At 68.0% G+C, this 14898-nt stretch carries 13 protein-coding genes; 10 read left to right on the top strand and 3 right to left on the bottom strand.

Annotation, left to right across the window (positions count from 1 at the left end; all coding sequences use genetic code 11):
* Nucleotides 1-9 precede the first annotated feature (9 nt).
* The 7 genes from PFX98_RS20110 to PFX98_RS20080 all read left to right on the top strand — a co-directional run bounded on the left by PFX98_RS20110 (nt 10) and on the right by PFX98_RS20080 (nt 8862).
* Nucleotides 10-1482 (top strand): NADH-quinone oxidoreductase subunit M, encoded by a 1473-nt coding sequence (locus PFX98_RS20110; RefSeq protein WP_285232260.1) that lies wholly within the window; start codon nt 10-12, stop codon nt 1480-1482.
* Nucleotides 1483-1496: 14 nt separating this feature from the next.
* Complete coding sequence (nuoN, locus tag PFX98_RS20105) at nt 1497-2981, top strand: NADH-quinone oxidoreductase subunit NuoN (protein WP_285232259.1); 1485 nt, start codon at nt 1497-1499, stop codon at nt 2979-2981.
* Nucleotides 2982-2997: 16 nt separating this feature from the next.
* Entirely contained in the window at nt 2998-3306 is a 309-nt protein-coding gene (locus PFX98_RS20100; RefSeq protein ID WP_285232258.1) for a DUF2818 family protein, read from the top strand.
* A gap of 1 nt (nt 3307) precedes the next feature.
* Nucleotides 3308-3904, top strand: coding sequence for an NUDIX domain-containing protein (locus PFX98_RS20095; RefSeq protein WP_285232257.1), 597 nt, complete (start codon nt 3308-3310; stop codon nt 3902-3904).
* Nucleotides 3905-3928: 24 nt separating this feature from the next.
* A complete protein-coding gene (locus tag PFX98_RS20090; RefSeq protein WP_285232256.1) occupies nt 3929-4357 on the top strand; it encodes a DUF1178 family protein in 429 nt (142 codons plus the stop codon).
* A gap of 134 nt (nt 4358-4491) precedes the next feature.
* A complete protein-coding gene (locus tag PFX98_RS20085; RefSeq protein ID WP_285232255.1) occupies nt 4492-5646 on the top strand; it encodes an efflux RND transporter periplasmic adaptor subunit in 1155 nt (384 codons plus the stop codon).
* Nucleotides 5647-5649: 3 nt separating this feature from the next.
* Nucleotides 5650-8862 (top strand): efflux RND transporter permease subunit, encoded by a 3213-nt coding sequence (locus PFX98_RS20080; protein WP_285232254.1) that lies wholly within the window; start codon nt 5650-5652, stop codon nt 8860-8862.
* Nucleotides 8863-8936: 74 nt separating this feature from the next.
* Here the strand turns inward: PFX98_RS20080 and PFX98_RS20075 are convergent, their stop codons facing one another.
* Nucleotides 8937-10343 carry an FAD-binding oxidoreductase gene (locus PFX98_RS20075; protein ID WP_285232253.1) on the bottom strand — a complete coding sequence of 469 codons (1407 nt, stop codon included), beginning with the start codon at nt 10341-10343 and terminating at the stop codon, nt 8937-8939.
* Nucleotides 10340-10741: a DUF2069 domain-containing protein gene (locus PFX98_RS20070; RefSeq protein WP_285232252.1), complete on the bottom strand. Its 402-nt coding sequence runs from the start codon at nt 10739-10741 to the stop codon at nt 10340-10342. The genes PFX98_RS20075 and PFX98_RS20070 overlap by 4 nt, the downstream gene beginning before the upstream one ends.
* 19 nt (nt 10742-10760) lie before the next feature.
* On the opposite strand from PFX98_RS20070, the gene PFX98_RS20065 reads away from it, so the two are divergent.
* The gene (locus PFX98_RS20065; RefSeq protein WP_285232251.1) at nt 10761-12014 is read left to right on the top strand and encodes a YihY family inner membrane protein; all 1254 of its coding nucleotides are present in this window, start codon (nt 10761-10763) and stop codon (nt 12012-12014) included.
* Between the two features lie 5 nt (nt 12015-12019).
* Here the strand turns inward: PFX98_RS20065 and PFX98_RS20060 are convergent, their stop codons facing one another.
* Nucleotides 12020-12598: a helix-turn-helix domain-containing protein gene (locus tag PFX98_RS20060; RefSeq protein WP_285232250.1), complete on the bottom strand. Its 579-nt coding sequence runs from the start codon at nt 12596-12598 to the stop codon at nt 12020-12022.
* A 95-nt stretch (nt 12599-12693) separates the two neighbouring features.
* On the opposite strand from PFX98_RS20060, the gene kbl reads away from it, so the two are divergent.
* The gene (gene kbl, locus PFX98_RS20055) at nt 12694-13914 is read left to right on the top strand and encodes a glycine C-acetyltransferase (RefSeq protein ID WP_425334630.1); all 1221 of its coding nucleotides are present in this window, start codon (nt 12694-12696) and stop codon (nt 13912-13914) included.
* Nucleotides 13915-13928: 14 nt separating this feature from the next.
* Nucleotides 13929-14870, top strand: a complete 942-nt coding sequence (locus PFX98_RS20050) for an NAD-dependent epimerase/dehydratase family protein (RefSeq protein ID WP_285232249.1) — start codon at nt 13929-13931, stop codon at nt 14868-14870.
* Nucleotides 14871-14898 lie beyond the last annotated feature (28 nt).

The following is a 14898-nucleotide window of genomic DNA, read 5'->3' as shown; positions in this document are numbered from 1 at the left end:
AGAACAAGAATGTCCTTGCTTAGTATTTCCATCTGGTTGCCCATCGTCAGCGGCCTCGTGCTGCTGGCCCTGGGGCGTGACGACCAGGCCAAGACCGTGCGCTGGCTGGCCCTGGTGGCCGCCGTCACCAGCTTCCTGGTGACGCTGCCGCTCATCACCGGCTTCGACACCAGCACGGCCGCTGCCCAGTTCGGCGAGAACCTGCCCTGGATCGATCGCTTCAACATCCGCTACCACCTGGGCGTGGACGGCATCTCGATGTGGTTCGTGCCGCTGACGGCCTTCATCACCGTGATCGTGGTGCTGGCGGCCTGGGAGGTGATCCAGTCGCGCGTGAACCAGTACATGGGCGCCTTCCTGGTGCTCTCGGGACTGATGATCGGCGTGTTCTGCGCGCTCGACGGCATGCTGTTCTATGTGTTCTTCGAGGCCACGCTGATCCCGATGTACATCATCATCGGCGTCTGGGGCGGCCCGCGGCGCGTCTATGCGGCCTTCAAGTTCTTCCTCTACACGCTGGCCGGCTCGCTCTTGATGCTGGTGGCCTTGCTCTACCTGTACTACAAGTCGGGCGGTAGCTTCGACATCCTGAGCTGGCACAAGCTGCCGCTGCCGTTGAACGCGCAGACCCTGCTGTTCTTCGCCTTCCTGGCGGCCTTCTCGGTGAAGGTGCCGATGTGGCCGGTGCACACCTGGCTGCCGGACGCCCACGTGGAAGCGCCCACCGGCGGTTCGGTGGTGCTGGCGGCCATCATGCTGAAGCTGGGGGCCTATGGCTTCCTGCGCTTCTCGCTGCCCATCGCCCCCGACGCGGCGCGCGAATACGCCTGGTTCATCATCGCGCTCTCGCTGATCGCGGTGGTCTACATCGGCCTGGTGGCGCTGGTGCAGAAGGACATGAAGAAGCTGGTGGCCTACTCGTCCATCGCCCACATGGGTTTCGTGACCCTGGGCTTCTTCATCTTCAACGAGCTGGGCGTGTCCGGCGGCATCGTGCAGATGATCTCGCACGGCTTTGTCTCCGGCGCGATGTTCCTCTCCATCGGCGTGCTCTACGACCGCGTGCATTCGCGTGAGATCGCCGACTACGGCGGCGTGGTCAACACCATGCCCAAGTTCGCTGCCTTCGCGCTGTTCTTCGCCATGGCCAACTGCGGCCTGCCGGCCACCGGCGGCTTCGTCGGCGAGTGGATGGTGATCCTGGGCACGGTGAAGGCCGACTTCTGGCTCGGCGCGATCGCCGCCACCGCCCTGGTGTTCGGCGCCGCCTACACCTTGTGGATGTACAAGCGCGTCTATTTCGGCGCCATTGGCAACGATCATGTGCGTGAACTCAAGGACATCAACGGCCGCGAGTTCCTGATGATGGCGCTGCTGGCCGCGGCGGTGCTGTGGATGGGTGTGTATCCCAAGCCCTTCACCGATGTGATGCATGTCTCGGTCACCGAGCTGCTCAAGCATGTGGCCATCTCGAAGCTCTGAGGGCCGATAAGCAAATGAACACCCAAATGAATTGGCTCGCGGTTTACCCCGAAATCGTCCTGCTGGGCATGTCCTGCCTGGTGGCGCTGGTGGACCTGTTCGTCACCGACCCGCGCCGCACGCCGACCTACTGGCTGACCCAGCTGACGCTGGCGGTGCTGGCCGGCATGCACTTCAGCTACTTCAACGCTGGCGGCACCGTCTATGCGATGCAGGGCATGGTGGTGTCCGACCCCATGGGCCATCTGCTGGCGGCCTTCGCGGCCGTTGCCACCATCGTCACCCTGGTCTATGCGCGCCCCTACGCCGAGTCGCGCGAGATGCTCAAGGGCGAGCTGTTCACGCTCAGCCTGCTGACCTATCTGGGCATCTGCATCATGGTGTCGGCCAACAACTTCCTGGTCATCTACCTCGGCCTGGAACTGATGAGCCTCTCGCTCTACACCCTGGTGGCGCTGCGCCGTGACCATGCGGTGTCGACCGAGGCCGCGATGAAGTACTTCGTGCTGGGTGCGCTGGCCAGCGGCTTCCTGCTCTACGGCCTGTCGATGATGTACGGCGCCACCGGTTCGCTGTCGATCCCGCGCGTGTTCGAGGTCATCAGCACCGGCGCCCCCAACAAGTCCGTGCTGATCTTCGGCGTGGTCTTCGTGGTCGCCGGCCTGGGCTTCAAGCTCGGCGCCGCACCCTTCCACATGTGGGTGCCCGACGTCTACCAGGGCGCGCCCACGGCCGCCACGCTGCTGCTGGGCGGTGCGCCCAAGCTGGCCGCCTTTGCCATCACCATCCGCCTGCTGGTGGAGGGCATGCTGGGCCTGGCGGTGGACTGGCAGCAGATGCTGATCGTGCTGGCGGTGATGTCGCTGCTGGTGGGCAATCTGGCCGCCATCGCGCAGACCAACCTCAAGCGCATGCTGGCCTATTCCACCATCGCGCAGATGGGCTTCATGCTGCTGGGCCTGGCCTCGGGCGTGGTCAACAACAACACGCTCTCGGCCGCCAATGCCTACAGCTCGGCGATGTTCTACGCCGTGACCTATGTGCTGACGACGCTGGGCAGCTTCGGCATGATCATGCTGCTGTCGCGCCAGGGCCATGAGTCCGAGCAGATCAGCGATCTGGCCGGCCTGGCCAAGCGCAGCCCCTGGTATGCGCTGGTGATGACCATCTTCATGTTCTCGCTCGCGGGCATTCCGCCCACGGCCGGCTTCTACGCCAAGCTGTCGGTGCTGCAGGCCCTGGTGTCCACCAATGTGCAGCTCTATCTGTGGCTGGCGGTGGCGGCGGTGCTGGTGTCCCTGGTCGGCGCCTTCTACTACCTGCGCGTCATCAAGGTGATGTTCTTCGACGAACCCAGCGATCGCTCGGCGCTCACCGCGCCCACCGATGTGCGCCTGGTGATGTCGCTGAACGGCGCCGCGGTGCTGGTGTTCGGCCTGCTGCCCGGCGGCCTGATGAATATGTGCGCCCAGGCCATCGTGCGCACGCTGGCGAGCTGATCCCCAGGTCCGTTCGATGAATCAGACCGCAGCCGTCTGGCTGGTGCTGCTGGTGGCGCTGGTCTCGGCCAACCTGCCGTATTTCAGTTCGCGTATCTTGCTGCTGGGCCCCAGGCGCCAACCCAAGGCGGTGGGCTGGCGCCTGCTGGAACTGCTGCTGATGGCCTGCCTGACCCTGGGCCTGGGCTTTGCGCTGGAGGCCCGCATGGGCCAGCGCCAGCCGCAAGGCTGGGAATTCTATGCCGCCGGCCTGTGCCTCTTCATCACCCTGGGCTTCCCGGGCTTTGTGTGGCGCTATCTGCGCCGCGGCCGGCACCAGGACTGAGATGCAGGCCGAGGACGACGATGGGCATCTGCGCGAGCAGTGCCTCGACTCCCAGCCGGTCTACGAGGGCCACTTCCTCCGCGTGCGGCGCGACCGCATCCGCCTGCCCGATGGCAGGGAGGCCGCGCGCGAATACATCCGCCATCCCGGCGCGGTGATGATCGTGCCCCTGCTGGACGACGGCCGCCTGCTGCTGGAGCGCCAGTACCGCTACCCGATGGGCCGCGTGATGCTGGAGTTTCCGGCCGGCAAGCTGGATGCGGGCGAGGGCGCGCTGGCCTGCGCCCAGCGCGAGCTGCGCGAGGAGACCGGCTACCAGGCGCGCGAATGGGCCCATGCCGGCGTGCTGCACAACGCCATCGCCTATTCGGACGAAGGCATCCAGATCTTCTTCGCGCGCGGCCTCAGCGCGGGCGCGCGCCAGCTCGACGAGGGCGAGTTCCTCGACCTGGTGACGCACAGCCCGGCCGAGCTGGACGCGCTGGCCCAGGCCGGCGCGCTGACCGACGCCAAGACCCTGGTGGCGATGCTCTGGCTGGCGCGCTGGCAGGCGGGCCAATGGGCGCTGGACTGGCAGCCGGCGCGCTCAGCGCGTTGAACGGCATCTGCCTATCATTCGAGCATGCTTGTCCTGAACCTCGCCTGTGAACATGGCCATCGCTTTGAAGCCTGGTTTGGCTCCGCGGCGGACTATGAGTCGCAGCAGGAGCGCCGGCTGGTGGCCTGCCCGCTGTGCGGCAGCCAGCAGGTGCAGCGCCTGCCCACCGCGGCGCGGCTGAATGTCTCCCATCTGCGTGCCGAGCCCAAGCCGGCCAGCAGCATGAAGGACGAGCAGGCCAGGGTGATGGCGGCGGTGCGGCAGCTGATGGCCAATACCGAGGACGTGGGCGAGCGTTTCACCGAAGAGGCGCGCCGCATCCACTATGGCGAGACCGAGGAGCGCGGCATCCGTGGCCGTGCCACCGCCGAGCAGACGCGCGAGCTGGTGGAGGAGGGCATCGCCGTGCTGCCCCTGCCGATGGCCGACGTGCTCAAGGGCACCCTGCAGTAGCACTGCTGACATGTTTGGGATCCGCCCCACCATGACCTGCGGCTATATTCCCGATCGCACGTAAGCTGCCCCCCGCGCCTTGGCCGTCCGGCCCGGGCGACTCTTTGCCTCTCACTAGAACTCTCGGAGCCCACATGCGTGAGTCCCTGCTCGCTGTTGCCATCGCCCTTGCCCTGGTGGCTTGCAGCAAACCCTCCAACGATGCTGCCAAGCCCGCCGGTGCCGGTGAGGCCAAGGCGGCCTCCGTGGCGGCCGGCGCCGACAGCAAGCCGCTGCTGGTGGCCGCCGAAGACCTGCGCGCCCTGGATCTGAGCAGCTTTGCCAGCGGCCCGGTGATCACCGGCTCGATCCAGCCCGAGCGCCGCGCCGATCTGCGCGCCGAAGTCTCGGCCATCGTGCTGCAGGTGCTGAAGGAAAACGGCGAGCCGGTGCGACGCGGCGACCTGCTGGTGCGCCTGGACGACACCGCGATCCGCGACAGCCTGGCCTCGGCCGAGGAGTCGGCGCGCGCCGCCGGCCAGAGCTTCGAGCAGGCCGAGCGCCAGTACCAGCGCCTCAAGACCCTGCAGGCCCAGGGCATGAGCTCGATCCAGGCCACCGAGGACGCCGAGATCCGCCGCAACAACGCGCAAAGCGATCTGGTGGCGGCCAAGGCCCGCGCCGCCACCGCGCGCCAGCAGCTGCAGCGCACCGAGGTGCGCGCGCCCTTCGACGGCGTGGTGAGCGAGCGCAAGGTCTCGGCCGGCGACACCGCCCAGGTCGGCAAGGAGCTGGTCAAGGTGATCGATCCGCAAAGCCTGCGCTTCGAAGGCCTGGTGGCCGCCGATCGCCTGGCCGAACTGAAGGTCGGCCAGGGCGTGCATTTCCGCGTCAACGGCTATGGCGCTGCCGGCTTCAACGGCAAGGTCAAGCGCGTGGACGTGGCGGCCAACGCCACCACGCGTCAGGTCGAGGTGATGGTGGCCTTTGCCGAGGGCGAGAAGCCCAAGGCCGCCGGCCTCTATGCCGAGGGCCATGTCGAGTCCAGCGCCAGCCAGGCTCTGCTGCTGGAAGACGCGGCCGTGCAGCGCGTGGGCGACAAGAGCTATGCCTGGCGCCTGCAGGGCGGCAAGCTGAACAAGGTGGAAGTGCAGCTGGGCGCACGCGATGTGCGCACCGGCAACTACGCGGTGCTGACCGGCCTGAAGGCCGGCGACCAGGTGCTGGCCAAGCCCGGCAGCACGCTCAAGGATGGCCAGAGCGTCGAGCTGCTGAAGGTGGCGGCGCAATCCTCCCCGACCGGAAAGTAAACCATGTTTCTTTCAGACTTCAGCATCAAGAAGCCGATCGCCACGATCGTCATCATCATCTCGGTGATGTGCCTGGGCTTGATGGCCCTGAAGAAGCTGCGCGTCAACTCGATCCCGGATGTGCAGGAGCCGATGCTGTTCCTGAGCATCGCCTACCCAGGCGCCTCGCCGGACACGGTGGAGCGCGAGGTGGTGAACCGCGTCGAGAAATCGCTGCAGGGCCTGTCGGGTGTGCGCAAGGTCAACTCGACCTCGCGCGAGGGCGCGGCCGAATTCCAGCTGATCTTCAACTTCAGCAAGAACCTGATCGAGGCCGCCGACGATGTGCGCAACGCCATCGCCACGGTGCGCTACAAGCTGCCGGTCGAAATGCGCGAGCCGGTGCTGCAGCGCTTCGACGTCTCGGCACAGCCGGTGATGCAGCTGGCGCTCTCGTCTACCAGCCAGAGCCATGCCGAGATCAGCCGCCTGGCCGAGGACCAGCTGGCCGACAAGTTCCGCAGCATCCCGGGCGTGGCCACGGTGGCGGTGAACGGCGCGCTGCGCCGCGAGCTGAGCGTGCTGCTACGCGCCGAGAAGCTGCGCGAGTACAACGTCTCGGTCACCGAGGTGGTGGCGGCGCTGCGCGCGCAGAACATCTCGGTGCCGGTGGGCAAGGTGCGCGGCCAGATGGAGGACCAGAGCATCCGCCTGCAGGGCCGCATCGAATCGCCCGCCGACTTCCAGCAGGTGGTGGTCAAGCAGATGGGCAGCGAGTCGATCCGCCTGGGTCAGCTGGCCCAGATCGGTGACGGCTTTGCCGAACTCGGCAGCTTCAGCGTGCGCAATGGCCGGCCCAATGTGGGCATCTCGGTCACGCGCACGCGCGACGCCTCCACCGTCACGGTGGCGGCCGAGGTCAACAAGCTGGTCACCAAGCTGGCCCCCACGCTCACCAAGGGCACGACCCTGGAGGTGACGCGCGACGAGGGCAAGGAATCGCAGGAGAACCTCGACAACGTCATCCACGCCCTGGTGTTCGGCGCCGGGCTGACGATTGCGGTGGTCTATGTGTTCCTGAACTCCTGGCGCTCCACCATGATCACGGCGCTGAGCCTGCCGACCTCGGTGATCGCCGCCTTCATCGCCGTCTGGCTGTGCGGCTTCACGCTCAACTTCATGAGCCTGCTGGGCCTCTCGCTGGCCATCGGCGTGCTGATCGACGATGCCATCGTGGTGCGCGAGAACATCGTGCGCCATATGGAGCGCGGCGCCGACCGCCGCACCGCGGCGCTCAATGGCACGGCCGAGATCGGCCTGGCCGTCGCCGCCACCACCTTCTCCATCGTCGCGGTGTTCATTCCCGTGGCCTTCATGCCGGGCGTGTCGGGCGAATGGTTCCGCCCCTTCGGCCTGACCGTGGTGGCCTCGGTGCTGGTGAGCCTGCTGATCTCCTTCACGCTGGACCCGATGCTGTCCGCCTTCTGGGGCGACCCACCGGGCGAGCACCACAAGCCCAAGACCGGCATCAGCCGCCAGCTGCAGCGCTTCAACAACTGGTTCGACCACCAGTCCGACCGCTATGGCCGCGTGATCGCCTGGGCCCTGCATCACCGCCGCTGGATGGCCGTGTTTGCGGTCGGCAGCCTGGTCGCCGCGGTGGTGTTGGCCGGCAAATTCCTCGGCACCAGCTTCCTGCCGACCTCGGACGCCGGCATGGTGGTGGTGAACGTGCGCACGCCCGCCAGCACCAACCTGGAATACGCCAAGCTCAAGCTGGAGGCGGCCGCCACGCTGGCGCGCGGCCTGCCCGAGACGGTGGCCACCAACAGCCGCGTGCGCGTCGGCGGCGGCACCATCTATGTGGACCTGGGCAAGGCCAAGCAGCGCCAGCGCTCGGCCGAGGAAATTGCCGCGGATCTGCGCAGCAAGGTCTCGCGCCTGGTGGGCGCCGAGTACACGGTGCAGGACAACCTCAACAACGGCGGCCAGAAGCCGGTGCAGATCCAGTTCAACGGCACCGATGCGCGCAAGCTGCTGGACATCAGCAACGACTTCATCGCCAAGCTGCGCGAGGTCAAGGGCGCGGTGGACGTGGGCCTGTCCGAGCAGGATCCGCAGAACGAACTGCAGATCGAGCTGAACCGCGGGCTGGCGAATTCGCTGGGCATCTCGGTGGGCGATGCGGCCCAGGCCCTGCGCGTGGCCTTTGCCGGCGTGGAGGTGGGCGACTGGGTCGACCCCACCGGCGAGACCCGAGACGTGGCGGTGCGCCTGCACCCCGATGACCGCGTGGACCTCAGCAATATCGAGCGCCTGCCGGTGTCGGTGGCGGGCACCAACCGCATGGTGCCGCTGGAGCAGATCGCCAGCATCCGCATGGGCCGCGGCCCCTCGCAGATCGAGCATGCCAATGGCAAGCGCACCATCACGGTGTCGGCCAATGCGCATGAGCGCTCGCCCGGCGAGGTCACCGCCGATGCGCTGAAGATCGCCAAGGCGATCGACTTCCCGCCCGGCTTCGGCCTGGAGCTGGGCGGCGATTCGGAGACCCAGAACGAGGTCTTCGGCGCCATGTTCATCGCGCTGATCAGCGGCGTCGGCCTGATGTACCTGATCCTGGTGATGCAGATGGGCTCGTTCACCGCGCCGCTGGGGGTGATGCTGTCGCTGCCGCTGTCGCTGATCGGCGTGGTGGTGGCGCTGCTGCTCACCAAGGGCACGCTCAACCTGATGAGCTTCATCGGCATCATCATGCTGATGGGCCTGGTGGCCAAGAACGCCATCCTGCTGCTGGATGCGGCGCGCCAGGAAGAGGCCGAGGGCATGGACCGCGAGGAGGCCCTGATGCATGCGGGCCGCAAGCGCCTGCGGCCGATTCTGATGACCACCTTCGCGCTGATCGCCGGCATGCTGCCGGTGGCCATCGGCGTGGGCGACGGCGGCGAGTTCTACCGCCCGATGGCGGTAGCCATCATCGGCGGCACCATCACCTCGACCCTGCTGACCCTGCTGGTGGTGCCGAGCTTCTACGACAGCATCGAGATCGCCAAGGACCGCATGTTCGCCAAGTTCCGTCGCCGCGATGCGCGCTGGAACACCCTGGTCGCCTTCGTGATGACCTTGGTCGAGGCGATCCTCGCGCTGACCCTGCTGCGCTTCGTGTTCCGCATGCTGCTCAAGCTGGGCGGGCTGGTGCGTGGCCGCCGCGGCGTACAGCCGGCCGGCGCCGACTGAGCCCGCGCACAAAGGCCCGGAAGGGGCTTTGTGGCTGGCGAAGGCCTTGGCGCGATACCAGCGCCGAGGCTGAGTCAGATCAGCCGGTTCGGATTCATCAGGCCCTGGGGATCCAGGGCCTTTTTGATGGCGCGCATCAGTTCGAGCGCCACCGGGTGCTTGCGCCGCGCCAGTTCCTCGCGCTTGAGCTGGCCGATGCCATGCTCGGCCGAGATCGAGCCGCCATGCGCCAGCACGGCGTCGAACACCAGCTCGTTGACGGCCCGCTCCTGGCTGCGCAGAAAGGCCGCCGCGTCCATGCCCTCGGGCGCCTGCACGTTGTAGTGCAGATTGCCGTCGCCCAGGTGGCCGAAGTCCACCAGCCTGATGCCCGGCCAGCGCGCCCGCAGCGCGGCGTCGGTGCTGGCGACGAAGGCGGGGATGCGCGAGACGGGCAGGGCGATGTCGTGCTTGATATTGAGCCCTTCCTCGCTCTGCGCCAGCGGGATGGACTCGCGCAGATGCCAGAGCGCATGCGATTGCTCCAGGCTCTCGGCCACCGCGGCATCGTGGATCAGGCCCTGCTCCAGTGCAGCCTCCAGCAGGCCTTCGAAGACCGCGCGGGCATGCGCCTCGCTTTCGCTGTCGGAGAGCTCCAGCAGCACGGTCCAGGGCTGCGGGCCCAGCGGCTGGGTGAGCTGCGGGAAATGCTTGGCCACCAGGCTCAGCGCAAAGCCGTTCATGACCTCGAAGCCGGTCAGGCTTGAGCCGGCGCGGGCCTGGGCCAGGCCCAGCAGCGCCACCGCCGCTTCCAGGCTGGCGCAGGCGGCCAGTGCCGTCATCTGCGCCAGCGGCGCCGGATAGAGCTTGAGCGTGGCCGCGGTGATGATGCCCAGCGTGCCCTCGCTGCCGATGTAGAGGTCGCGCAGGTCGTAGCCGGTGTTGTCCTTGCGCAGGCCGCCGAGCCCGTCCCAGATCTTGCCCTGCGGCGTCACCACCTCCAGCCCCAGGCACAGCTCGCGCGCATTGCCATAACGCAGCACCTGCGTGCCACCGGCATTGGCGGCGAGGTTGCCGCCGATGGTGCAGCTGCCCTCGGCGGCCAGGCTCAGCGGGAACAGCAGCTGCTGCGCCGCGGCCGCGGCCTGCACCGCCTGCAGGATGCAGCCGGCCTCCGCCGTGAGCGTGAGGTTGGCGGCATCGAGTTCGCGCACGCGGTTCAGGCGCTGCAGGCTCAAGAGCAGCTGCGCGCCGCTGGCGTCGGGCACGCCGCCGCCCACCAGCCCGGTGTTGCCGCCCTGCGGCACGATGCTCACGCCATGCGCGGCCGCCAGCCTGACCACCGCGGCCACCTCGGCGGTGCTGCCGGGGCGCACCACGCCCAGCGCCTTGCCGGCATAGCGCTTGCGCCAATCGCGCTCGTAGGCGGACAGGTCGCCCTCGCTGAGCACCTGGGCCTGCCCCAGGGTCGCGCGCAACTCGCTCAGCAGGGCCTGCGTCATGGCTGGTCCCGCTTGGCGGCCGCGAGGCGCTGGCGTACCTGCATCGCGCAGGCGACGAAGATGGCCACGCTCAGCAGCACTTCCAGCACCGCCAGGGCCTGCGAGAGCCCATGCTCGCTGGTGGCGCGCACGGCGCCCTCGGCGAAGTAAAGCCAGATCATCAGGCTGAGCCAGCGGAAGGTGTAGAGCCGGTAGCGCCACAGCCCCAGCAGCGGCAGCAGCAGGGGCAGGGCCTTGAGGGCCAAGGTGCCGCGGCCGGTGGGCGCCAGCCACAGCTCCCAGGCCAGGCAGAGCAGGAACAGCGCGGCCACGCAGGCCAGGGCGAGGTTGCGCGAGCGCGCTTCCTGCGGCCGCGGTTGGCTGCGCAGGGCGGGTGACTGAGGGGGGACTGTTGACATGTTTGGCATCATAGCCAGCATGACCACAACAAAAGCCCCGCGCGCCGCCAGCGGCGTCCCCGTCCGCAACCCGATCGCGCTGCTGTCCGCATTCATCACCGAGCTGCTCGCCTGGCCCTGGTGGCAGACCCTCTTGACCTTCCGCGAGCGCTTCAAGCAGGAGCGCCTGGGCCTCACCGCCGGTAGCCTCACCTTCACCACGCTGATCTCGCTGGTGCCGCTGCTGACGGTGATGCTGGCGCTGTTCACCGCCTTCCCGATGTTCTCGTCCTTCCAGTCGGCGCTGGAGCAGTATTTTCTGAAGAGCCTGATCCCGCCCAATATCGCCAAGCCCGTGCTGGCGGCGCTGACGCAGTTCGCCAGCAAGGCCAACCGGGTGGGCACGGTGGGCTTGGTGGTGCTGGGCTTCACCGCGCTGATGCTGATGCTCACCATCGATCGCACGCTCAACGCGATCTGGCGCGTGCAGCGCCCGCGCCCGATCGCGCAGCGGGTGTTGGTCTACTGGGCCGCGCTGACGCTGGGGCCCTTGCTGCTGGGTGCCAGCCTCACGCTCACCAGCTACGCGATCTCGGCCGGCCAGGGCCTGGTGAGCAATCTGCCGCGCAGCCTCAGCGTGCTGCTCAACAGCGTGGACATGCTGGTGCTGGGCGCCGCCATGGCCGGCCTGTTCCACTACGTGCCCAACACCCATGTGCGCTGGCGCCATGCCTTGATGGGCGGCGCCTTCGTCGCCATCGCCTTCGCGCTCGCCAAGAGCGGCCTGGCCTGGTACGTCAAGCAGGTGCCGACCTACTCGACCCTCTATGGCGCCTTTGCCACCGTGCCGATCTTCCTGATCTGGATCTATCTGGGCTGGGCCATCGTGCTGCTGGGCGCGATCCTGGCGGCCAATGCGCCCAGCCTGTCGACGCGCATGCGGCGCCGCACCGAGGCGCCGGGCCTGGCCTTCGAGCTGGCGCTGGAGAGCCTGCGCGAGCTGCTGCGCGCCCGTGATACCGGCGCGGGCGGTTTACACGGCCTGCAGCTGGCGGAGGCGCTGCGCGTCGATCCCTTGCAACTGGAGCCGGTGATCGACAGCCTGCTGGACCTGAACTGGGTGGGCCGCCTGGAAGAGGCCGGCGCGCAGCGCCTGGTGCTGCTGTGCGCGCCCGCCGAGGTGGCCGCGGCGCCGCTCATCCAGGCGCTGCTGGCCGAGCGCAGCGAGAGCCTGGCGGCGCTGTGGGGGCGCAGCGACTGGGAGCGGCTGAGCCTGGCCGAGCTACTGGGCTGATGGCTTCACGGATGCAGCACCACCAGCAAGGCGCTGGCGGGCTGCTTGCCGTGATTGCGGATCGCGTGCGGGCCATCCACCGCATAGCGCGCCGTCTCGCCGCTCTTGAGCTTTTGCGTCACCTGGCCGGCGCTCACCTCCAGCGCACCGCTGAGCACGCTGAGGTGCTCGCGCGAGCCGGGCTCGTGCGCGGCCGATTCCAGCGCGCCGCCCGGCTGCACCGTCAGCTCGTACCACTCGAACTGGCCCGCCAGGTCGATCGGGCCGAGGATGCGCAGCTTGCACAGCCCGTCCGGGCTGCTCATGCCCGGCGTGCCATGGGCCGGCACCACCTCGATGGCCGGCGCGCTGGGTCGCTCGCCGCCCAGCAGCTCCGAGAGGTCCACGCGCAGCGCGTTCGCCAGCCGCCACACCACCGCCACCGTGGGATTGGCCTGGTTGCGCTCGATCTGCGAGAGCATCGACTTGCTGACCCCGGCGCGGCGCGAGAGTTCGTCCAGCGACAAGCCCTGGCCCTGGCGCAGCGTTTGCAGGGTGGCGCCGACGCGCGGCGGCTCCAGGGTATCGAGATTGGGAACGGACATGCTGTCTTGACCGGTTGGGGTTAATCCTGGATACTGCACGAAAGTTCGATATAACGAACTGCGTTCTATTTAACGGATTGTGCACCAGGAGACCCATGATGACCACCAGCGTGAACAGCGGCGACGCCTTCTATGCGCATGTGCGCCAGGAACTGCAAGGTATCCGCGATGCCGGCCTGTTCAAGAAGGAGCGCGTCATCACCACGCCGCAGGGCGCCGATGTGCACACCGCCGAGGGCGGCGACGTCATCAACCTCTGTGCCAACAACTACCTGGGCCTGTCCTCGCATCCGGACGTGATCGCCGCCGCCCATGAGGCGCTGCGCACGCATGGCTACGGCCTCTCCTCGGTGCGCTTCATCTGCGGCACGCAGGACCTGCACAAGACCCTGGAGGCACGCCTGGCGCGCTTCCTCGGCACCGAGGACACCATCCTCTACGCGGCCGCGTTTGACGCCAACGGCGGCCTGTTCGAGCCGCTGCTGGGCGAGCAGGACGCCATCATCAGCGACGAGCTCAACCACGCCTCCATCATCGACGGCATCCGCCTGTGCAAGGCGCAGCGCTATCGCTACAAGCACAACGACCTGGCCGACCTGGAAGTGCAGCTGCAGGCCGCCCGCGCCAAGGGCGCGCGCCATGTCCTGGTGTTCACCGACGGCGTGTTCTCGATGGACGGCACCATCGCCCAGCTCGACAAGATCCGCGCGCTCACCGACCAATACGGCGCGCTGCTGGGCATCGACGAATGCCATGCCAGCGGCTTCCTGGGCAAGACCGGCCGCGGCACGCATGAGTACCGCAATGTGTTCGGCAAGATCGACATCATCACCGGCACCCTGGGCAAGGCCCTGGGCGGCGCCTCGGGTGGCTTCACCAGCGGCCGCAAGGAAGTGATCGAGCTGCTGCGCCAGCGCTCGCGCCCCTATCTGTTCTCCAACACGGTGGCGCCCAGCATCGTCGGCGCCTCGATCGCGGTGCTGGACCTGCTGGAAGCCTCCACCGCGCTGCGCGACAAGCTGGAGGCCAACACCGCCTACTTCCGCGCCGCCATCCAGGCCGCCGGCTTCGAGATCAAGCCCGGCACCCATCCCATCGTGCCCATCATGGTGTACGACGCGGTGAAGGCCCAGCAGCTCAGCGCCCGCCTGCTGGAGCTGGGCGTCTATGCCGTGGGCTTCTTCTTCCCGGTGGTGCCCAAGGGCCAGGCGCGCATCCGCGTGCAGGTCTCGGCCGGCCACGAGCGTCATCACCTCGAAAAGGCGGTGGCCGCCTTCACCCAGGCCGGCCGCGAGCTGGGTTTGATTCCCGCCTGAACAAAGCAACGCGTATGACCAAGATCCTCATCATCGGCGCCAACGGCCAGATCGGCACCGAGCTGGCGCAAGAGCTGGCGCTGCGCCATGGCAATGCCAACGTCATCACCAGCGACCTGGCCCCCGAGGGCCGCGTGCCCACGCTGACGCACGAGATGCTGGACGTGACCGACGCCGCCGCGCTCACCGCGGTGGCCAAGCGCCATGGCATCACCCAGGTCTACCACCTCGCCGCGGCGCTCTCCGCCACCGGCGAGAAGCACCCCATGTGGGCCTGGGACCTGAACATGAAGGGCCTGCTGAACGTGCTGGAGCTGGCGCGGGTGCAGAAGCTCGAGCGCGTGTTCTGGCCCAGCTCGATCGCCGCCTTCGGCCCCAAGACGCCGCAGCTGGCGACGCCGCAGGACACGGTGATGGACCCCAGCACCGTCTACGGCATCTCCAAGCTGGCCGGCGAGGGCTGGTGCCGCTGGTACCACGCCAACCATGGCGTGGACGTGCGCAGCCTGCGCTACCCCGGCCTGATCAGCTGGAAGACCCCGCCCGGCGGCGGCACCACCGACTACGCGGTGGAGATCTTCCACGCCGCGCTCAAGACGGGCCGCTACAGCTGCTTCCTCGAAGAGGGTCAGGCCTTGCCGATGATGTACATGCCGGACGCGCTGCGCGCCACCATCGAGCTGATGGAAGCGCCCGCCGAGGCGATCCGCGAGCGCGGCTCCTATAACCTGGCGGGCGTGAGCTTCACGCCGGCCGAGATTGCCGCGGCGATCCGCGCCGAGATCCCCGCTTTCGAGATCAGCTACGCGCCCGATTTCCGCCAGGCGATTGCCGCCAGCTGGCCGCAGTCCATCGACGACAGCCGGGCCAGGGCCGACTGGGGCTGGCAGCTGGCCTACGACCTGCGCGCCATGGTGGGCGACATGCTCAAGGAATTGCGTCCGCTCTTGACCTGAGTGCATGGACGGCGGCGTGGCGCTGCTA

Origin of the sequence: Paucibacter sediminis (assembly GCF_030254645.1) — a bacterium.
GTDB lineage: Bacteria > Pseudomonadota > Gammaproteobacteria > Burkholderiales > Burkholderiaceae_C > Paucibacter_B > Paucibacter_B sediminis.
This window is presented reverse-complemented; position numbering and strand designations above follow the sequence as displayed.